Here is an 18,831-nt window from a genome sequence, read left to right on the forward strand (position 1 = left end):
GACGCCCCGGCCTTCGACGACGCCGCACCAGGAGCCACCCGCCATGGCAGAACACCCCGCGTACCCCGTAGGCCTGCGCCTCACCGGCCGCCGCGTCGTCGTCATCGGCGGCGGCCAGGTCGCGCAGCGCCGCCTCCCGGCCCTGATCGCGGCCGGCGCCGACATCGTCCTGGTCTCCCCGTCCGCCACCCCCTCCGTGGAGGCGATGGCGGACACCGGCGAGATCACCTGGCACCGCCGCCCGTACGAGGACGGCGACCTCGCGGACGCCTGGTACGCGCTGATCGCGAGCAGCGACACCGAGGCCAACCGCCTCGCCTCCGCCGAGGCCGAGCGCCGGCGCGTCTGGTGCGTGCGCTCCGACGACGCGACCCAGGCCACCGCCTGGACCCCGGCCACCGGCCGCAGCGAGGGCGTCACGGTCGCCGTGCTCACCGGCGGCGCCCCCGACCCCCGCCGCACCGCCGCCATCCGCGACGCGGTCGTCGAGGGGTTGCGCGACGGCACCCTGGTCGCCCCGCACCACCGCACCCGGACGCCCGGCGTCGCCCTCGTCGGCGGCGGCCCCGGCGACCCGGACCTGATCACCGTGCGCGGCCGCCGGCTGCTCGCCGAGGCCGACGTGGTCATCGCCGACCGGCTCGGCCCGCGCGACCTGCTCGACGAACTCCCGCCGCACGTCGAGGTGATCGACGCGGCGAAGATCCCGTACGGCCGGTTCATGGCCCAGGAAGCCATCAACAACGCGCTGATCGAGCACGCCAAGGCGGGCAAGGCGGTCGTCCGGCTCAAGGGCGGCGACCCGTACGTCTTCGGCCGCGGCATGGAGGAGCTCCAGGCGCTCGCCGACGCGGGCATCCCGTGCACGGTCGTCCCGGGCATCTCCAGCTCCATCTCGGTGCCGGGCGCGGCCGGGATCCCCGTCACCCACCGGGGCGTGGCCCATGAGTTCACCGTGGTCAGCGGCCATGTGGCCCCCGACGACGCGCGCTCGCTCGTCGACTGGGAGGCGCTCGCGCGGCTCACCGGCACGCTGGTGATCCTGATGGGCGTCGACAAGATCGGCGCGATCGCCCGGACGCTGATCGCCCACGGCAAGAACCCCGACACCCCCGTGGCCCTCGTCCAGGAGGGCACCACCGCCGCCCAGCGCCGGGTCGACGCGACCCTCGCCACGGTGGGGGAGACTGTGACCACGCAGGACGTGCGGCCGCCGGCCGTCATCGTGATCGGTGACGTCGTCGCCGTGGGCCCTGCCCGACCCACTACGTAACCCGCGGTAACGGATCTCGGTCCGGGCCGTTGGCACCACACCCAGGACAAGGCAGTATCACCCTGTGGCTGATCTCATCACCATCGACGACCCCGACGACCCGCGCCTGCGCGACTACACGGGCCTGACCGACGTCGAGCTGCGGCGCAAGCGCGAGCCCGCCGAGGGCCTGTTCATCGCCGAGGGCGAGAAGGTCATCAGACGCGCCAAGGACGCCGGTTACGAGATGCGGTCCATGCTGCTCTCCGCCAAGTGGGTCGACGTCATGCGCGACGTCATCGACGAACTCCCGGCGCCGGTCTACGCGGTCAGCCCCGACCTGGCCGAGCGCGTCACCGGCTACCACGTGCACCGCGGCGCCCTCGCCTCGATGCAGCGCAAGCCGCTGCCGACGGCCGAGGAGATCCTCGCGAGCAGCCGACGGGTCGCGGTGATGGAAGCCGTGAACGACCATACGAATATCGGTGCAATTTTCCGGAGCGCGGCGGCCCTCGGCATGGACGCGGTGCTACTCTCGCCGGACTGCGCCGACCCGCTCTACCGCCGCTCGGTGAAGGTCTCCATGGGCGCGGTCTTCTCCGTCCCGTACGCGCGCCTGGAGTCCTGGCCCAAGAGCCTGGCGACCGTGCGCGAGGCGGGCTTCCGGCTGCTCGCCCTCACCCCGGACGAGAAGGCCTCCGCCATCGACGAGGCGGCGCCCCACCGGCTGGACAAGGTGGCCCTGATGCTCGGCGCGGAGGGCGACGGGCTCTCCACCCAGGCCCTGGTCGCGGCCGACGAGTGGGTCCGCATCCCGATGGCCCACGGCGTCGACTCGCTCAACGTGGGCGCGGCGGCGGCAGTAGCCTTCTACGCGGTGGCGACGGGCCGCCCGGAGTAGCGCGCCAACGGCTTCATGGCGGTCTGGATGCCGTGCTGGGCGCCCTGTAAGGGGCGCGGGGAACTGCGCGAGCAACCACAGACGGCCCGCAGCCGAATCGGCAACCACACCACCAGTGGAACGCTAAAGCTGCTGCGCCGCAGCGATCCCCAGCGCCACGATCAGCGTGACAACAAAGAACACGATCAGCCGCTGGCGCAGCAGCCGGGGGTTGGCCGGGCGCAGCCGGCCCGTGCCGGTCCGGGCGCCCGGACGGGTGCCGGGGCGGCCGTTGGTCCCGTTCGTACGGCTGGCCGGGCGCGCGCCGTTGCGCGGCGCGGGCGCCCGCGAGCCACCGGTGCGCGGCCCGTTGGGACGCGGTGCCCCGGGACGCTGCCCCGCGCCGGTGCCCCGCCCGGTGTCCGTGTAGCGCTGGGTGCGCTCGTCGTGCTCGTACCGCTCGGTGCGCTCGTTCAGCCGCCCGGTGGGGCGGTCCGCCTCGGAGCGGTCGCGCTGGGCGGGCGGGCGCGCGTCCAGGCCGCCGCCCTGCGCCTCCCGCGCCGCGATCTCCTTGAGCCGCATCGAGAGCTGGAGCGTGCTGGGACGCTCCTCCGGGTCCTTGGCCAGACAGGCCCGCACCAGCGGCGCCAACGCGTCCGGCACCCCGTGCAGCTGCGCTTCCTCGTGTACGACCCGGTAGAGCATGACCTCCGAACTGCCGTGCCCGAAGGGCGAGTCGCCCATCGCCGCGTACGCCAGCGTCGCGCCCAGCGAGAAGACGTCCGTGGCGGGCGTGACCGCCGCGCCGCGCACCTGCTCGGGCGCGAGGAAGCCCGGCGAGCCCACCGCCGTGCCGACGTGGGTCAGCGTGGAGGCCCCGGTTGCCCAGGCGATGCCGAAGTCGATGATCCGGGGGCCCTTGGGGGAGAGCAGGATGTTGGACGGCTTGAGGTCCCGGTGCACCACACCGGCCTCGTGGACCGCCACCAGTCCCTCGGAGAGCGCGGCGCCGATCGCGGCGGTCTCGGCCGCGGCCAGCGGGCCCTCCTCGGCGACCTTGTCGTGGAGCGAGGGGCCGGGCACGTACTGCGTCGCGAACCAGGGGCGTTCGGCCTCCAGGTCGGCCGCGACCAGCCGGGCCGTGCAGCCGCCGCGGATGCGCCGGGCCGCCGACACCTCGCGGGCGAAGCGCGAGCGGAACTCCTGGTCCTCGGCGAGGTCCGGCCGGATCACCTTCAGCGCGACCCGCTGGCCGCGCCGGTCGGAGCCGAGGTAGACGACACCCATGCCACCCGCGCCGAGGCGCCGGTGGAGCCGGAACGAGCCGACGACACGCGGGTCCTCGCGCCGGAGCCGCATCATCGCCATTTTCATCCCCGCTGCCCGGTCCTGTTGACGTGGCACAGCTTACGTACCCCCGGGCCGGTGTGCTCATAGGCCGCGCCCTCGCGCACCCATCGATTGTCAGTGCCCGGTGGGAAACTTGAAGAGTGGTCAGCGAGCCGCCGTGCGGGGCGCGGCGGCGCGAGCGTGATCCCAACCGTCCGGCGCAGAAGGGGGATTGGATCAGTGAAGGGTGACCGAGTGGAGATAGTCGTGGACGCGGGTGACACGACACGGACGTACGAAGTGGTGGCAAGCCGGGCGGGTCGCAGGGTGGAGACGGCGGTCCGCAGAGGGGTGGTGGAAGTGAGCGAAGTCACCCGCAGCGGCACGGTGGTGCGCACCGCGCGCTTCATGGCGAACCGGGTCCTGGCCCTGGTCGAGCAGCCCGTCCCCAGGGAGGACGCGTCGGAGGCGCAGTCCCGTCCCCTCCGGGAAGACCCCAAGTCCTAGGACCCCGTCTCCACCCAGGGGAGTACGAGAGTGGGGACCCACTCATCCCCTGGGAGGCCCGGCAATCGGTACGAGGGCATGACGCCCGGCGGCCGCCGTTTCCCTAATGTTGAAGTCAAGCGGCGGGCGCAGCACTCGTCCCCCGAGGTCAGACGCCCGCCGCTGTCCAATCGACAGGAGAGGGACCATGGCGGACACGGCAACGCGGACGGTTCTCCGCACGCGAGGACGCAGGGCTTACGCCGCGGCGTTCGGCGCCCGCCGGTCCGGTCCGCGCCACCCCTTGGTGGCGACGGCCATGGCCCTTCCCCTGGCGGCCCTGCTGACAGTCGTCTTCGGCGGCTGGGACGCGGTGGTCACACAAGCGTCGTCCGTGGGCGTGATGCTGGGGCGCTGAGCGGCGCCCCGGACCCGGTAGAGCGGACCGGGTCGGGGACATCCGGCCATTTTCAGCCCCGTGGGGACGGGGGTGCGGCGGACGGCAGTAAAAAGGCGTTGCCCGGACGGCTGGGGAGCCGTCCGGGCAACGCCTTTTGTATGGGCCCGGTGGTTTGGCTGCGGGCCGTCTGTGGCTGGTCGCGCAGTTCCCCGCGCCCCTCAGGGCGCAGGCCGAGCCGTACGCTGGGAGACCTATGCCCCCCTCACTCGTCGCCACCCTGGCCGAGGCCGCCCGTACGGCGGCCGAGCGCGAGCCGGGGGACGGGCTCCCCGCGCCCGGTACCGAGGTGCTCGCGGACCGCCCAGACGGGACCGTCGTCCGGTACGGCCGCGTCGTGGCCAAGGCGCATGCCCCTGACGCGGACCGGGCCGTGCTCGACGTCCGCCTGGCCGTCGCCGCGCACCCCCTCCTGCACGGCGTGCTGCTGGCCCCTCTCCAGCACGCCCCGGCCGGGGCCTCCGTCCCGTCGGCCCCCGTCCCCCCAAGGGGCGCGGGGAACTGCGCGCCAAGCCCCCACCGGCCCGCAGACAAACACGCAGCCCTCCAGCCGTGCCGCCCCCTCACCCTCTGGCCCCACGGCACCCCCGTGGACCCCACCGACCCCGACAGAGCCCCCTGGGCCGAGGCCGGCCGGCTCGTGGCGGACCTGCACCGAGTGCCGACCGACGCGCTGCCCGGGCCGTTGCCCGCGATGCGGGGACCCGCCAAGGCGGCCAGGGCGGTGGCGCGGATGCGGGGCGTCGGGATCCCGGGGGCGGCGGCCGACGCCGTGCTGCGGGCCTGGGGCCAACTCCCCGCGTGGGCCCGGGCCGAGACCCTCCACCCCGGTCCGGCCGAGCGCACCGCCCGGCTCTGCCACGGCGACTTCCACCTCGGCCAGCTCATCCGGCACCCGGCCGGCAGCGGCGACTGGCTGCTCATCGACGTGGACGACCTGGGACTGGGCGAGCCCGCCTGGGACTTGGCGCGCCCCGCCGCCTGGTACGCGGCGGGCCTGCTCGACCCCGACGACTGGGCCCGCTTCCTCGCCGCGTACCGGGAAGCGGGCGGTCCCGCCGTCCCGCCGGAGGGCGACCCGTGGCCCCAACTCGACGCGCCCGCCCGCGCCCTGACCGTACAGACGGCGGCCCTGGCCCTCGCCAAGTGCGCGGGCGAGCGCCGCGCACCGGACGAGGCGGAGCTGGCCATGATCGAGAGCTGTACCCGAATCGCAGCACTCCCGCCCGAGTTCCCGTGACGGCGGCCGACGTAGGGTGCTGGTTGCCCATCGTAGAAACGGCGAGGAGTTGAGCCGGTCATGCAGTGTCCCAAGTGCCACGCACCGATGCACACGTACAACCGCAACGGTGTCCAGATCGAGCAGTGCAGCGGCTGCCGGGGGATCTTCCTCGACTACGGGGAGCTGGAGTCGCTGACCCGGCTGGAGTCGCAGTGGGTGCAGCAGGCGCCGCCCGCTCCGCAGGCCTACCCCGCGCCCCCGGCCCCGCAGGGCTACCCGGCCCAGGCCCCGCACGCCCCGGCCTGGGGCGCCCCGCAGCACGGCGGCCACGGCGGTCACTACGGCGGCCACAAGCGCCACAAGGGCTTCGGCCACATGCTCTTCTCGTCCTGAGCGGCGAGGCCCCGCACGCCGGGGCCCCGTACGCCGAACCCTGCGCACGACGGAGCCCCCGGCCTTCGAGAAGGCCGGGGGCTCCGGGCTGTGCGCGATACTGGGATTGAACCAGTGACCTCTTCCGTGTCAGGGAAGCGCTCTCCCGCTGAGCTAATCGCGCGGGGTCGGTCAGAACCATACAGGACGGTTCCGGACCGGGTGGTACTGCGTGCGCGATACTGGGATTGAACCAGTGACCTCTTCCGTGTCAGGGAAGCGCTCTCCCGCTGAGCTAATCGCGCGGGCAGATCTTCGAGAAGATCCAGTGGACGATACTGGGATTGAACCAGTGACCTCTTCCGTGTCAGGGAAGCGCTCTCCCGCTGAGCTAATCGTCCTTGGAGGTGGAGACGGGATTTGAACCCGTGTAGACGGCTTTGCAGGCCGTTGCCTCGCCTCTCGGCCACTCCACCAGGAGTGAGAGCAGGGGTTCGGGAAGATCCCCCACATCGAGCGGACGACGAGATTCGAACTCGCGACCCTCACCTTGGCAAGGTGATGCTCTACCAACTGAGCCACGTCCGCTTGTCGTTTCCGTTCCGCTTGCGCGTCCCGGCGACGTGTTGAACTCTAGCGGATTCCTGGGCCAGTACAAAAACGCGTTTCCGCAGCGTGCTGCGGTGTGCTCGGCCCGCACCCGCCGCCGGGGCCGCCCCCGGCCCGGCGGCGCCCCGGCGTCGTCCCTGGTCCGCGCCGGTCCGGGGCGGCCGTACGGCGGCACCCCTAGACTCACAACCGTGCATGACCTCGCTCCTCTGGCCCGTTTCGGCGGGCTCCTCGCCTCCGATCTCCGCGATGTGACCGCCGACCCGGAGGCGCTGGACTCCGCCGGCTTCTGGGCCGTCGCCGCCGACTTCGAGGGCCGCCTCGTCTGCGCCCGCTTCGCGGACGTACGGGCCGCCCCCGTCCCCGCGCCCGTCCCGGGCGCCTGGCGCGGGCCCGCCGCCGGTGACTGGACGTCCTCCCTCGACCGCGCCGCGTACATCGCGGGCGTACGCAGGATCCGCGAGCACATCGCGGCCGGCGAGGTCTACCAGGCGAACCTCTGCCGCGTGCTGACCGCGCCGCTGCCCGATCCGGCCGCCGCCGACGTCGACGCGCTCACCGCGCTGCTCGCCCGGGGCAACCCCGCCCCCTACGCAGGAACGATTCGGCTTCCTGCGCACGGCGTGGAGATCGCCACCGCCTCGCCCGAGCTCTTCCTGCGGCGTACGGGACGGGTCGTCGAGTCCGGACCCATCAAGGGGACCGGCCGAACGGCCGAGGACCTCCTGGAGAAGGACCACGCCGAGAACGTGATGATCGTCGACCTGGTCCGCAACGACCTGGGGCGGGTCTGCGCCACCGGCTCGGTCACCGTGCCCGAGCTCTGCGCGGTCGAGCCGCACCCGGGCCTGGTCCACCTCGTCTCGACCGTGCGCGGGGAACTGCGCGAAGGAGCGGGGTGGAAGGAGCTGCTCGACGCCTCCTTCCCGCCCGGCTCGGTCACCGGGGCGCCCAAGTCCAGTGCGCTGCGGATCATCGAGGCCCTGGAGACCGCCCCGCGCGGCCCCTACTGCGGCGGCATCGGCTGGGTCGACGCCGACCGGGGCCGGGCCGAGCTCGCCGTCGGCATACGCACCTTCTGGATCGACCGCCCCCGAGGCGTGCTCCGCTTCGGCACCGGCGCGGGCATCACCTGGGGCTCGGACCCCGAGCGGGAGTGGGCCGAGACCGAGCTGAAGGCGGCGCGGCTCCTCGCGGTAGCGTCGGGCGCGTATACGCAGAGTGGAAGGACCGCGTAAATGCAGATCTGGGTGAACGGCGCACTGCGGGACGCCGACGCCGCACGGGTGTCCGTCCTCGACCACGGGATGACCGTGGGCGACGGCATCTTCGAGACGGTGAAGGCGGAGAAGGGGACGACGTTCGCGCTCACCCGCCATCTCGCCCGGATGACCCGCTCGGCCCGCGGCCTCGGGCTGCCCGACCCCGATCCGGACGAGGTCCGCCGCGCCTGCGCCGCCGTGCTCGACGCCAACCCGGTCGCCCTCGGCCGGCTGCGGATCACCTACACCGGCGGCCTCTCCCCGCTCGGCTCCGAGCGCGGCGACACCGGCCCGACGCTGGTCGTCGCGGTCGGCGAGACCCGGCGCCGACCCGACACCACCGCCGTGGTCACCGTCCCCTGGACGCGCAACGAGCGCAGCGCCGTCGCCGGGCTCAAGACCACCTCGTACGCCGAGAACGTCGTCGCCCTTGCCCGCGCCCACGGGCACGGAGCCACCGAGGCGCTCTTCGGCAACACCGTCGGCGCGCTCTGCGAGGGGACCGGCTCCAACGTCTTCGTGGTCGTCGACGGACAGCTGCACACCCCGCCGCTCGCCTCCGGCTGCCTCGCCGGGATCACCCGCGAGCTGGTCGTGGAGTGGACCGGCGCCCAGGAGACCGAGCTGCCGCTCGACGTGCTCGCATCCGCCGAGGAGGTCTTCCTGACCTCCACGCTCCGGGACGTCCAGGCGGTGCACCGGGTCGACGGCCGGGAGCTGACGGGCACGCCGGGCCCGGTCACCGCCAAGGCGATGCGCGTCTTCGACGAGCGGGCCGCCTCCGACCTCGACCCGTAGAGACGGGAAGCGAGCGGTTACGTCCCGGCAAATGCGGTGACGGACGGCGGCCCGGCAGGTACAACGGCCTTGATGACCACGACCATTCGGCCGACCGGGCCGCTCCAGCAGGGCGCCGACGGCGCCGCCTCCCGTACGTACGACGTCTGTGTGAACAGCAGACGCGTCGGCACCATCACCGTCGCCACCGACGCGGCTTTCGGCCGCGCCATGGGGGTGATCAGCGGGCTGCGCATCGACGAGCCCGACCGGGGCCGCGGCCGGGGGACCGTCGCCGCGCTCGCCGCCGAGGAGGTGCTGCGCGGCTGGGGCTGCACCCAGGTGCGCGCGGCGGTGCCCGCGGACGCCGTGGCGGCCCTGCGGCTGGCCGACGCGCTCGGCTACACCGAGCGCAGCCGCAACATGGTCAAGCGGCTGCCCGCCGAGCCGCCCGCCCTGCCCGCCTCGGTCACCGGGCGCCCGATGACCGAGGCCGAGTACACCGTCTGGCACCACGACGAGCAGGAGAACTACGCCCGCAGCTGGATCGCCCGGGGCGTCCCGGCCGACCAGGCCCGCGCCAAGTCCGAGGCCGACCACCGCGGCCTGCTGCCCGACGGCCTGGCGACGCCGGGCGTCCACCTGGAGGTGCTGGTCAGCGGCGACTCCGTGGTCGGCCACGTCTGGGTCGCCCGCAAGGAGCTGGAGACGGGACCCGCCGCCTACGTCTACGACGTGGCGGTCGCCGAGGAGCACCGGGGCCGGGGCCACGGCCGGGCCCTGATGCTGCTGGCCGAGCGGGCGGCGCTGGCCGACGGCATGTCCACGCTGGCCCTGCACGTCTTCAGCGACAACACCCCGGCCGTGCGGCTGTACGAGTCGCTGGGGTACGAGCCGACGGAGTACAACCGGGCGAAGCCGCTGTTGTAGACCCGCGCGACCAGCCGGAGACGGCCCGCAGCCGAAATGACCGCACTCCCGGCCGAGCGCTCAAGCTCCCAGTAGCCGGTCCGCGATCTCCTCGATGCGGGCCCGCAGGCCCGCCTGGCTCTTGCCGCCGTCCAGGCGCTCCCCGTCGATGACGTACGTGGGCGTGCCGGTGACGCCGATCGCCTTGCCCTCGGCCTGGTCGGCGTCGACGATCAGCAGGTGCCGGCCGTCGATGAGGGCGGTGTCGAACTCCTCGGCGTCCAGGCCCAGTTCCCGCGCGGCGTCGAGCAGTACGCGCTCTCCCCGCTCGCCCAGCTCCTCGGTGCGGGCGAGCACCGCCTCCACGTACGGCCAGCCCCGGCCCTGCCCGAACGCCTCCTCGGCGGCCTGGGCGGCGGCGTAGGCGTGCTTGTGCTTCTCCAGCGGGAAGTGCCGCAGCCGGATGTCCAGCCGGTCGCCGTACCGGGCCCGCAGGGCGCGGACGTCGTCGAGGGCGGCGTGGCAGTCGGGGCACTGGAGCTCGCACCACACGTCGAGGACGACGGGGGCGGAGCCGGGGGTTTCGGGGGTGGTCTCGCTCATGGGGCCAGTCTTCCAGCCCCGCCCGACGGGCCCCAACCGGGACCTGGGGAGGATCCGCCCCGGAGATCTCCCTGATGTCCTGGCGCACCGTGGCCCGGACGGCCCGCTCCGGTGCAGGATGGAAGGGCCACACCCCCCATGTCTGGAGGAACCGGATGCTTGCCGAGACCGTCTGCTCCGCCGCGTCCGCGGCCGGACTGGGCATCGCCGCCGTCACGGCGTACCGCAAGCGCTTCCTGTCGGCCACGCGGATCGCCGCCTACTCCCTGGTCCCCGTGGCCCTGGTCATGACCGGTGTCGTGGGATGGGTGTCCGGCATCGTGTTCAAGCCGAGCGTCTGGGCGGGCTTCGGCCTGCTCGGCATCGCCTGGCTGCTCTTCTCGGCCACCCGCTTCGTGGAGCGGCGCTCCGAGGGCGGCACCCGCAAGGAGCGCAGGGCAGCCGAGGCGGCCGGGGGAGAGGCGATCGCCCCGAAGGCCTCCGCGCCCTCCCTGGGCGCCGGTCGCCGGTCCGACCGGTCCGCCCCGAAGGCGAAGGGCAAGTCCGGCGGCGCCGAGGACTTCAGCGACATCGAGGCGATCCTGAAGAAGCACGGGATCTGAGCCGGGCCCTCGTCGGTGCGAACGCCCGCTATACGGAACCCCGGTACGGGACCGGACGCGATACGGAACCCGGCGCGGAATCTGAAAGAGCGTCGGAATCTGACACTCCGTAACTTGCCGTGACCGGCCTGACCGGGGAATTCCGGCGGTCGTGAATTCCCCTATGCGGAATTCCAGTTGGAGTGAATTCCGGCCACCGTACGGGAGCGCTCCCAGACCTCATTCCCGGTCTTGTCGCCAATTCCCCACCGGACGTCCGCCCGGCGCGGTGCCGGGCGGCACCCGGTGCCGGGCCCGCCCGTCAACATCGAGGCAACTCCCGCTGCGGGTGGGCGTGTTGGCGCCCCGTGGCGCTGCCGCTGGTCCATCATCACCCCGAGATGCTGGACACTTCCCCGGGGCACGTCCCCGCGCCGCCCGAAGAGCCGCACGCCGCGCCCCCGTCCGACGAGCCGCGCGGCTGCCTCTACGCCCTGTCGCAGCCACCCCTGATGATCTTCCTCGGAGTGATCGGCTGCCTGCTGCTCATGGCGGCCCTGCACGACCTGTACCTGCTGTGACCGGCCGTACGGGAGCGCCCCGCGCGGGGTCAGCCCGCGGCTTCCTTGCGCCGGGCCCGGTAGGCGGCCACGTGCAGCCGGTTCCCGCAGGTGCGGCTGTCGCAGTAGCGGCGCGAGCGGTTGCGGGAGAGGTCCACGAAGGCGCGCCCGCAGTCCGGCGCCTCGCACCGGCGCAGCCGCTCCTGCTCGCCCGCCACCACGATGAACGCGAGCGCCATCCCGCCGTCCGCGGCCAGGTGGTCCGCGATCGAGGCGCCGGGCGCGAAGTAGTGCACGTGCCAGTCGTAGCCGTCGTGGTCGGTGAGCTGGGGCGTGGTGCCCGCCTCCGCCACGATCTCGTTGACCAGACCCGCCGCCGCCCGGGCGTCCGGCGCCTCGAAAACACCCGCGAAACGGCTCCGTACGGTCCGTACGCCGGAGAGGTCGCGCGCCGTGAGGCTCTCCACGCCGCTGACGTCGTGGTCCCGTACGAAGCCGTACAGCGCCTCGACGTCGGCGAGCCGGTCGGGCTCCTCGCTCTCCGGCGAGGTGTTCACCAGATCGACCACCATGTCGAGGGCGATCCGGGTGTCGTGAGGGATCAGCACGATTCGCTCCCTGGCCTGCTGCGGGCCGGTGCCCGCCGATGCCCGGTGACTCTAGCGGCTCGGGTGCGAGCGCACCGGAGCCCGTCCCGCGAGGGTGTTCGCGGGACGGGCTCCGGTGGAGTGCCTCATGCGCTGGGCGTGCCTATGCGGATGTCTGCGCGGCGCCGTCTCCCCGAGTCGGACGGCGCCGTGCGGCTCTCGGTCTGGCTCAGTTCTCCGCCAGGATGTGCGAGAGCTCCGTGTCCAGATCGAAGTGACGGTGCTCGGTGCCCGGTGGCACCGCGGCATCCGTCCGCTTGAGGAACGACTCCAGAGCCCGCGCCGGGGCTTCGAGCAGGGCCTCTCCTTCCGGGGAGCTGAGGGCGATGCAGACGACGCCCTGGCCGTGACTGCGCGATGGCCAGACTCTGACGTCTCCGGTACCGGTGGGCCGGTGCAGGCCCTCGGCGAGGAGGTCGCGGGCGAACACCCACTCGACGGTCTCCTCGGCTCCGGTGTGGAAGGTGGCGTGCACGGCGTAGGGATCGGCCGTGTCATACCGCAGGCCCGCGGGTACAGGCAGTGAGGACTCGCTCGACACAACGAGGCGCAGGTGCAGCTCGCAGCTGACCGTGGTGTTCATAAGCGCCAGGGCCTTTCGCTCAGTGTGCGCTCGGGGATTCGCACGTCGGCGAAATCGACATGCCACCTACGGTGCCGTTGTAAACCCCTCTGGCCGTTTTGCGGTCGTTCAGGTAGCTCGTACGGCGGAGTATTACTTTGGGTTATGCGGCCATTCTGGTGAGGGTCCCCGGTCGGGTAGGTTGGACAGCATGAATACGGGGAGTGACGAGCAAGCCGGTGCGCCGGAGGCGGTTCTCGGATCGCGGGCGCCCGCCTTCATCAAGGCGTCCAGGCCGCTGCACCTGAGCTGGCAGGTCGGCGTCTTCATAGTGGGCCTCGCGGTCGTGGCCGCGGGCGTCATCATGCTTCCGCTGCCGGGCCCGGGCTGGCTGGTGATCTTCGGTGGCATGGCGATCTGGGCGACCGAGTTCGTCTGGGCCCAGCTGGTGCTGCGCTGGACCAAGCGCAAGGTGACCGAGGCCGCCCAGCGGGCCCTCGACCCCAAGGTGCGGCGGCGGAACATCATCCTGACCGCCATCGGCCTGGTGATCGTCGCGGCGCTCGCCGCGGTCTACCTCTGGAAGTTCGGCCTCGTCATGCCGTGGAAGATCGACGAGTGACGGGCGGGACCGGCCACCATGGTCAAACGCCCCGCTGACATGCGGTAATGTTTGCGGTGCGCCCGGGCGATTAGCTCAGTGGGAGAGCGCTTCGTTCACACCGAAGAGGTCACTGGTTCGAACCCAGTATCGCCCACCCGGACCGAAGGCCCGGAGATCGACAACGATCTCCGGGCCTTCGGCGTTCCCGAGGTCCCGTCACCTCCCGGTCCACTTCCCGTTCCCCGGCGCAGACTTGAACCATGAAGCCGAGAACCGCGGGCTGGAGCCACTACCGGTTCCGCAGCGTCTGGCAGCTGCCCGCCCCGCCCGCCGCCGTCTACGCGGTCCTGGAGCGCGCCGAGGGCTATCCGCGCTGGTGGCCGCAGATCCGCGAGGTGACCGCCGTCGACGACCGCACCGGCATCGCCAGGTTCCGCTCCGTCCTGCCGTACGACCTGGTCGTCACCGCCCGCGAGCGGCGCCGCGACGAGGTGGCCGGCGTCCTGGAGGTGGCCATGAGCGGCGACCTGGACGGCTGGGCCCGCTGGACGCTGAGCGCGTACGACGGCGGCACGCGTGCGGTCTACGAGCAGGAGGTCGAGGTGCGCAAGCCGCTGATGCGTCGCCTCGCCGTCCCCGGGCGGCCCGTCTTCCTCGCCAACCACGCCCTGATGATGCGCGCCGGACGGCGAGGACTGACGGCCGTCCTGAACGGAGTTTGAACCCAGGCCGTCCGGGCCTGTATGGTTCAGTCCGTTCCCGGGCGATTAGCTCAGTGGGAGAGCGCTTCGTTCACACCGAAGAGGTCACTGGTTCGAACCCAGTATCGCCCACCGGGAGAAGGCCGGTCCGTCATCGACGGACCGGCCTTTCCGCATGTACGGGACGTCATGTACGGGAGGCTCCGCCCCTCACGCCGCCGCGGGCAGCTCGGGCCGCAGCGGCCACGCCGGGTCCACCGCCTCCGGCGTCCCGTTGCGCGTGAACCACGCCTGCAGGCCTCGCGCCTGGGCCGCGTGCCAGCCGGTCTGCAGGGTGTGGATCTCCGCCGGGGTGAGCCGTTCGAGCCGCGCCGCGAACCGGCGCCCCACCGCCCGTACGACCTCAAGGGCCGCCAGCGCGTCCGCCGCCGCGTCGTGCGCGCTGTCCAGCTCCACCCCGTAGTGCGCGCACAGATCGGTCAGGGTGCGGCGGCCCTTGCGGTAGCGGTCCAGGTGCTTGTCGAGGACCCGCGGATCGAGGACCCGCAGCGGCGCCCCGTCCAGATAGCGCGCCAGCGACGAGGCGCGGTGGCGCCTCAACTCCCGGTCCAGCAGCGTCAGGTCGAACGGCGCGTTCATCACCACCAGCGGCCGCCCCGCCGCGCACTCCTCGGCCAGCGCCCTGGCCACCTCCTCCATCACCGGCGCCGGCCACCGCCCGTTCAGCTGGAGGTGCTCGTCGGTGAGCCCGTGCACGGCGGTCGCGCCCTCCGGGACGGATACGCCCGGGTTCACCAGCCAGCGCGTCGCCCGCGGCCGCGAACCCGGCCCGTCCTGGACCACCAGGGCGGCCGACACTATGCGGTCCCGCTCCACGTCCACGCCCGTCGTCTCGGTGTCGAAAGCGGCCAGGGGGCCTTCGTACCAGCACGTCATGGTTCAACTCCCTTTGCGCCCTTGGCAGATGGCGTGCGTCCCCTGCCCGATTCCGTGATACCCGGGCCGTTTGCGGCGTACGCCCTCCGGCAACAACACAGGTGACGGCCCCGCAAGTTGACGGAAGGCGTACGACGGCCATGGCGATCGCGCAGCCGGAGCCGGACGGGCTGCTACCCGAGCGGATCGCACCACTGCGCGGCTCACTCGCCACCACCGCCTGCATGGAGACCCTCCAGGTGGGCTACCTCCACGCCGTGGCGGCCGCCGCCGGGTGTTCGCTCTCGCAGCCCTTTCCGGACAACGGAATCGACTGGCACGTGAGCCACAGCGCCCCCGGCCACACCGTCGACGACGAAGTCACGATCAAGGTGCAGCTCAAGTGCACGTACCAGATCCCCCCGCACCCGCCGGGCGCGGCCTTCTCCTTCACCCTCGACAACGAGCACCTGGTGAAGCTGGCCCGCACACCCGTGTCGGTGCACAAGATCCTGGTCGTGATGCTCGTGCCCAGGAGCCGGGACGAGTGGCTGCGCGCGGGCCACGACCGGCTCGCGCTGCGGCACTGCTGCTACTGGACCAACCTGGCCGGCCACGCGGTGACCGGGCGGCGCAGGACCACAGTGCGGATACCGACCTCGCGGATCTTCGACGATCGCGCGCTCTGCGAGATCATGACCCGGGTCGGGGTGGGAGGGAGGCCCTGATGCGTCTGTCGAGCGGGGAGTTCGGCGGGCCGGAGACGGTGGAGCCGGTTCCGGCACAGGTGGACCCGGCGGTGCTCGGCGTGCTGCTGCACCGGCACGGCTGGCAGCGGCGCGGCAGCGCGGCCGGACGGTACGCGCGCTGGACCCCGCCCGGGGGCGCCGCCGCCGGCACCAGCCTGCTGGTGCCGGAGAGCCGCGCGTACCCCGACAGCGAGGACCTGATCGGCGAGGCGCTCACCGCGCTCGCCCGCTCGGCCGCGCCCTCCGCGCGCGAGGTGCTGGTCTCGCTCGCCGTGCCCAGCGACGAGGTCCGCTGGTGGCGCGACACCCCGCCGGGCCCCTCCGGCGCCGCCCCCTGGAGCGAGCAGGAGCGGCTGCGCAGCGCCGCCCACCGCATGCTCCTGGCGGGCGCGCTCGCCGTGCGCGGCCGCGCCGGGTACTACGGCGCCCGCCACCGCAGACAGGCACTGACCGCCCTGGAGGACGTCCTGGTCGGCCCGGCGCCGGGCGGGCGGCTCACCGCGTTCGTCCCCGTGGAGCCCGGCCGCGCGGTGGTCGTCCGGCTCTACGAGGCGCTGTACGCGGTCCGCGAGGCCATCGACTACCGCCGCACCACCGGCGGCATGGAGGCGTTCGACGCGGCCGTCGGGGCGGGCGCCAGCCGCGAGCTCACCGAGGCCGTCATCGCCCTGGTGTCGGGCTCGGAGGGCGTCCGGGTCGCCCTGGAGTGGGCCCCGGCGGCGGGCGTCCCGGCCGGGTGCGCGCCGCGCCCCGAACCGGTGGAGTTCTCGCCCGGCGACCTGCCCGCGCTGCGCGAGGCCGGGGCGCGCTACCTCGACGACGAGCCCTCGCTGCCGGTCCGGGTCACCGGCGCGGTGGTCCGGCTGCGGCGCTCGGGCCCGCGCGGCCCGGGGACGGTACGGCTGCGGGTCCTGGCGGGCGCGGAGATCCCGTACGTACGGATGCAGCTCGACGAGGAGGCCTACCGGATCGCGGGCCACGCCCACCTCGTCGGCCTGCCGATCCGGGTCGTCGGCCGTCTGGAGAGCCGGGGCGGCTTCCGTCGGCTCGCCGGGGCCACGGGGGTGGTGCCGGTCCAGGTGGACGACGCGGAGCGGGACCGGCTGATGAAGTCGATCCAGGGGACCGTAGAAAGCATCGCCTTCTTCGAGGAGGCGTGCGCGGGGGAGGAGTGAGGGGGACGGCGCGGGCCGCGGTGCGGGTGGCGCGGCACAAACCGTTTCGCGACCGCACCCGGGGGCTCGGTAGGATTCTCCCGCGTACGCGGTTACGAGCGTGCGTACCCCTTCAGTCAGGAGAGACCGGTGTCAGACGTCCGTGTGATCATCCAACGCGATTCCGAGCGGGAAGAGCGCGTGGTGACGACGGGCACTACGGCTGCCGAGCTCTTCACCGGTGAGCGCACCATCGTCGCGGCCCGCGTGGCCGGCGTGCTGAAGGACCTCGCGTACGAGGTGAAGGACGGCGAGGAGGTCGAGCCCGTCGAGATCTCCTCCGAGGACGGCCTCAACATCCTGCGCCACTCCACCGCGCACGTGATGGCCCAGGCCGTCCAGGAGCTCTTCCCCGAGGCCAAGCTGGGCATCGGCCCGCCGGTCCGGGACGGCTTCTACTACGACTTCGACGTCGAGAGGCCCTTCACTCCGGAGGACCTCAAGGCCATCGAGAAGAAGATGCAGGAGATCCAGAAGCGCGGCCAGCGCTTCTCGCGCCGCGTCGTCACCGACGAGGCCGCCCGCGAGGAGCTCGCGAACGAGCCGTACAAGCTGGAGCTCATCGGCATCAAGGGCTCCGCGTCGAGCGACGACGGCGCGGACGTCGAGGTGGGCGGCGGCGAGCTGACCATCTACGACAACCTGGACGCCAAGACGGGCGAGCTGTGCTGGAAGGACCTCTGCCGGGGTCCGCACCTGCCGACCACCCGGAACATCCCGGCGTTCAAGCTGATGCGGAACGCCGCCGCGTACTGGCGGGGCAGCGAGAAGAACCCGATGCTCCAGCGCATCTACGGGACCGCCTGGCCGTCCAAGGACGAGCTGAAGGCGCACCTCGACTTCCTCGCCGAGGCCGAGAAGCGCGACCACCGCAAGCTGGGCAACGAGCTGGACCTGTTCTCGATCCCGGACCAGATCGGCTCCGGTCTGGCCGTCTTCCACCCCAAGGGCGGCATCATCCGCCGGGTCATGGAGGACTACTCGCGCCGCCGCCACGAGGAGGAGGGCTACGAGTTCGTCTACACCCCGCACGCCACCAAGGGGAAGCTCTTCGAGACCTCGGGCCACCTGGACTGGTACGCCGACGGCATGTACCCGCCCATGCAGCTCGACGAGGGCGTGGACTACTACCTCAAGCCCATGAACTGCCCGATGCACAACCTGATCTTCGACGCGCGCGGGCGCTCCTACCGTGAGCTGCCGCTGCGCCTGTTCGAGTTCGGCACCGTGTACCGGTACGAGAAGTCGGGCGTCGTGCACGGGCTGACCCGTGCCCGTGGCTTCACGCAGGACGACGCGCACATCTACTGCACCAAGGAGCAGATGGCGGAGGAGCTGGACCGCACCCTCACCTTCGTCCTCAACCTGCTGCGCGACTACGGTCTGACCGACTTCTACCTGGAGCTCTCCACCAAGGACCCGGAGAAGTTCGTCGGCTCGGACGAGATCTGGGAGGAGGCCACCGAGACCCTGCGGCAGGTGGCCGAGAAGCAGGGCCTCCCGCTGGTCCCGGACCCGGGCGGCGCCGCGTTCTACGGCCCGAAGATCTCGGTGCAGTGCAAGGACGCCATCGGCCGTACCTGGCAGATGTCGACCGTGCAGCTCGACTTCAACCTGCCGGAGCGCTTCGACCTGGAGTACACGGGTCCGGACGGCACCAAGCAGCGCCCCGTCATGATCCACCGTGCGCTGTTCGGCTCCATCGAGCGGTTCTTCGCGGTGCTCCTGGAGCACTACGCGGGCGCCATGCCGCCGTGGCTGGCCCCGGTCCAGGCGGTCGGCATCCCGATCGGCGACGCGCACGTCGAGTACCTGCAGGAGTTCGCCGCCGAGGCGAGGAAGAAGGGCCTGCGGGTCGACGTGGACGCGTCTTCGGACCGGATGCAGAAGAAGATCCGCACCGCGCAGAAGCAGAAGGTGCCGTTCATGGTCATTGTCGGTGACGAGGACATGCAGGCGGGCACGGTGTCCTTCCGATACCGCGACGGGTCGCAGGAGAACGGGATCGCCCGTGACGAAGCGATCGCCAAGCTCGTTGACGTTGTGGAGCGCCGCGTCCAGCTGTGACCGTTCCCCGTGCCGACGGGGGTGATCCGAAGATGCGGAAGCAGCACAAGGACAAGGTGCCATGCTCCCCACG

At 72.4% G+C, this 18,831-nt stretch carries 21 protein-coding genes and 7 tRNA genes; 18 read left to right on the top strand and 10 right to left on the bottom strand.

Going from position 1 to position 18,831, the window contains the following annotated elements:
* Nucleotides 1-43 precede the first annotated feature (43 nt).
* Complete coding sequence (gene cobA, locus QIY60_RS24165) at nt 44-1,273, top strand: uroporphyrinogen-III C-methyltransferase (protein WP_283144297.1); 1,230 nt, start codon at nt 44-46, stop codon at nt 1,271-1,273.
* Between the two features lie 64 nt (nt 1,274-1,337).
* Nucleotides 1,338-2,153 carry an RNA methyltransferase gene (locus QIY60_RS24170; protein WP_283144298.1) on the top strand — a complete coding sequence of 272 codons (816 nt, stop codon included), beginning with the start codon at nt 1,338-1,340 and terminating at the stop codon, nt 2,151-2,153.
* 123 nt (nt 2,154-2,276) lie between these two features.
* On the opposite strand, the gene QIY60_RS24175 is transcribed toward QIY60_RS24170, so the two are convergent.
* Nucleotides 2,277-3,500 carry a serine/threonine-protein kinase gene (locus tag QIY60_RS24175; protein WP_283144299.1) on the bottom strand — a complete coding sequence of 408 codons (1,224 nt, stop codon included), beginning with the start codon at nt 3,498-3,500 and terminating at the stop codon, nt 2,277-2,279.
* A 201-nt stretch (nt 3,501-3,701) separates the two neighbouring features.
* Between QIY60_RS24175 and QIY60_RS24180 the strand changes: the two genes are divergently transcribed.
* From QIY60_RS24180 to QIY60_RS24195, 4 genes are all read left to right on the top strand, one after another.
* Nucleotides 3,702-3,968: a hypothetical protein gene (locus QIY60_RS24180; protein ID WP_283144300.1), complete on the top strand. Its 267-nt coding sequence runs from the start codon at nt 3,702-3,704 to the stop codon at nt 3,966-3,968.
* A 187-nt stretch (nt 3,969-4,155) separates the two neighbouring features.
* On the top strand, nt 4,156-4,365 hold the full coding sequence (locus tag QIY60_RS24185) for a hypothetical protein (RefSeq protein ID WP_190089579.1): 210 nt from the start codon (nt 4,156-4,158) through the stop codon (nt 4,363-4,365).
* A gap of 235 nt (nt 4,366-4,600) precedes the next feature.
* Nucleotides 4,601-5,644: an aminoglycoside phosphotransferase family protein gene (locus QIY60_RS24190; protein WP_283144301.1), complete on the top strand. Its 1,044-nt coding sequence runs from the start codon at nt 4,601-4,603 to the stop codon at nt 5,642-5,644.
* 60 nt (nt 5,645-5,704) lie between these two features.
* On the top strand, nt 5,705-6,019 hold the full coding sequence (locus QIY60_RS24195) for a zf-TFIIB domain-containing protein (RefSeq protein WP_283144302.1): 315 nt from the start codon (nt 5,705-5,707) through the stop codon (nt 6,017-6,019).
* Between the two features lie 91 nt (nt 6,020-6,110).
* On the opposite strand, the gene QIY60_RS24200 is transcribed toward QIY60_RS24195, so the two are convergent.
* The 5 genes from QIY60_RS24200 to QIY60_RS24220 all read right to left on the bottom strand — a co-directional run bounded on the left by QIY60_RS24200 (nt 6,111) and on the right by QIY60_RS24220 (nt 6,586).
* Nucleotides 6,111-6,182: transfer RNA gene (locus tag QIY60_RS24200), tRNA-Val, on the bottom strand.
* Between the two features lie 49 nt (nt 6,183-6,231).
* Nucleotides 6,232-6,303 (bottom strand) — tRNA-Val (locus tag QIY60_RS24205).
* A 24-nt stretch (nt 6,304-6,327) separates the two neighbouring features.
* Nucleotides 6,328-6,399 (bottom strand) — tRNA-Val (locus tag QIY60_RS24210).
* 1 nt (nt 6,400) lies between these two features.
* Nucleotides 6,401-6,474, bottom strand: a tRNA-Cys gene (locus QIY60_RS24215).
* Between the two features lie 39 nt (nt 6,475-6,513).
* Nucleotides 6,514-6,586, bottom strand: a tRNA-Gly gene (locus tag QIY60_RS24220).
* 212 nt (nt 6,587-6,798) lie between these two features.
* Between QIY60_RS24220 and QIY60_RS24225 the strand changes: the two genes are divergently transcribed.
* The 3 genes from QIY60_RS24225 (at nt 6,799) to QIY60_RS24235 (ending at nt 9,576) form a co-directional block, all read left to right on the top strand.
* The gene (locus QIY60_RS24225; protein WP_283144303.1) at nt 6,799-7,845 is read left to right on the top strand and encodes a chorismate-binding protein; all 1,047 of its coding nucleotides are present in this window, start codon (nt 6,799-6,801) and stop codon (nt 7,843-7,845) included.
* Nucleotides 7,846-8,667, top strand: coding sequence for an aminodeoxychorismate lyase (locus tag QIY60_RS24230; RefSeq protein WP_283144304.1), 822 nt, complete (start codon nt 7,846-7,848; stop codon nt 8,665-8,667). It begins immediately after the preceding gene.
* Nucleotides 8,668-8,739: 72 nt separating this feature from the next.
* Complete coding sequence (locus QIY60_RS24235; RefSeq protein WP_283144305.1) at nt 8,740-9,576, top strand: GNAT family N-acetyltransferase; 837 nt, start codon at nt 8,740-8,742, stop codon at nt 9,574-9,576.
* A gap of 60 nt (nt 9,577-9,636) precedes the next feature.
* Here QIY60_RS24235 and QIY60_RS24240 read toward each other — a convergent pair whose 3' ends face one another.
* Entirely contained in the window at nt 9,637-10,158 is a 522-nt protein-coding gene (locus tag QIY60_RS24240) for a DsbA family protein (RefSeq protein ID WP_283144306.1), read from the bottom strand.
* 155 nt (nt 10,159-10,313) lie between these two features.
* Here QIY60_RS24240 and QIY60_RS24245 point away from each other — a divergent pair, with 155 nt between their 5' ends.
* Together QIY60_RS24245 and QIY60_RS24250 are read left to right on the top strand one after the other, a co-directional pair.
* Nucleotides 10,314-10,760 carry a hypothetical protein gene (locus QIY60_RS24245; protein ID WP_283144307.1) on the top strand — a complete coding sequence of 149 codons (447 nt, stop codon included), beginning with the start codon at nt 10,314-10,316 and terminating at the stop codon, nt 10,758-10,760.
* Nucleotides 10,761-11,140: 380 nt separating this feature from the next.
* Nucleotides 11,141-11,320, top strand: coding sequence for a hypothetical protein (locus tag QIY60_RS24250; protein ID WP_283144308.1), 180 nt, complete (start codon nt 11,141-11,143; stop codon nt 11,318-11,320).
* Nucleotides 11,321-11,349: 29 nt separating this feature from the next.
* On the opposite strand, the gene QIY60_RS24255 is transcribed toward QIY60_RS24250, so the two are convergent.
* Nucleotides 11,350-11,907: a CGNR zinc finger domain-containing protein gene (locus tag QIY60_RS24255; protein WP_283144309.1), complete on the bottom strand. Its 558-nt coding sequence runs from the start codon at nt 11,905-11,907 to the stop codon at nt 11,350-11,352.
* Between the two features lie 208 nt (nt 11,908-12,115).
* Nucleotides 12,116-12,529 (bottom strand): SsgA family sporulation/cell division regulator, encoded by a 414-nt coding sequence (locus QIY60_RS24260; RefSeq protein WP_003987206.1) that lies wholly within the window; start codon nt 12,527-12,529, stop codon nt 12,116-12,118.
* A gap of 190 nt (nt 12,530-12,719) precedes the next feature.
* Between QIY60_RS24260 and QIY60_RS24265 the strand changes: the two genes are divergently transcribed.
* The 4 genes from QIY60_RS24265 to QIY60_RS24280 all read left to right on the top strand — a co-directional run bounded on the left by QIY60_RS24265 (nt 12,720) and on the right by QIY60_RS24280 (nt 13,945).
* Complete coding sequence (locus QIY60_RS24265) at nt 12,720-13,130, top strand: TIGR02611 family protein (RefSeq protein ID WP_283144310.1); 411 nt, start codon at nt 12,720-12,722, stop codon at nt 13,128-13,130.
* A 64-nt stretch (nt 13,131-13,194) separates the two neighbouring features.
* Nucleotides 13,195-13,266, top strand: a tRNA-Val gene (locus QIY60_RS24270).
* Nucleotides 13,267-13,372: 106 nt separating this feature from the next.
* Nucleotides 13,373-13,834 (top strand): SRPBCC family protein, encoded by a 462-nt coding sequence (locus QIY60_RS24275; protein WP_283144311.1) that lies wholly within the window; start codon nt 13,373-13,375, stop codon nt 13,832-13,834.
* Nucleotides 13,835-13,873: 39 nt separating this feature from the next.
* Nucleotides 13,874-13,945: transfer RNA gene (locus QIY60_RS24280), tRNA-Val, on the top strand.
* A gap of 78 nt (nt 13,946-14,023) precedes the next feature.
* Here QIY60_RS24280 and QIY60_RS24285 read toward each other — a convergent pair.
* Nucleotides 14,024-14,749: a 3'-5' exonuclease gene (locus QIY60_RS24285; RefSeq protein ID WP_283144312.1), complete on the bottom strand. Its 726-nt coding sequence runs from the start codon at nt 14,747-14,749 to the stop codon at nt 14,024-14,026.
* A 140-nt stretch (nt 14,750-14,889) separates the two neighbouring features.
* On the opposite strand from QIY60_RS24285, the gene QIY60_RS24290 reads away from it, so the two are divergent.
* The 3 genes from QIY60_RS24290 (at nt 14,890) to thrS (ending at nt 18,758) form a co-directional block, all read left to right on the top strand.
* Nucleotides 14,890-15,456 carry a DUF4365 domain-containing protein gene (locus QIY60_RS24290; RefSeq protein ID WP_283144313.1) on the top strand — a complete coding sequence of 189 codons (567 nt, stop codon included), beginning with the start codon at nt 14,890-14,892 and terminating at the stop codon, nt 15,454-15,456.
* On the top strand, nt 15,456-16,652 hold the full coding sequence (locus QIY60_RS24295) for a hypothetical protein (RefSeq protein ID WP_283144314.1): 1,197 nt from the start codon (nt 15,456-15,458) through the stop codon (nt 16,650-16,652). Before QIY60_RS24290 ends, QIY60_RS24295 begins: the two co-directional genes overlap by 1 nt.
* A gap of 129 nt (nt 16,653-16,781) precedes the next feature.
* A complete protein-coding gene (gene thrS / locus QIY60_RS24300) occupies nt 16,782-18,758 on the top strand; it encodes a threonine--tRNA ligase (RefSeq protein WP_283144315.1) in 1,977 nt (658 codons plus the stop codon).
* Nucleotides 18,759-18,831: the final 73 nt, after the last annotated feature.

The sequence above is a fragment of the Streptomyces sp. BPTC-684 genome (genome assembly GCF_030028635.1).
GTDB lineage: Bacteria > Actinomycetota > Actinomycetes > Streptomycetales > Streptomycetaceae > Streptomyces > Streptomyces noboritoensis.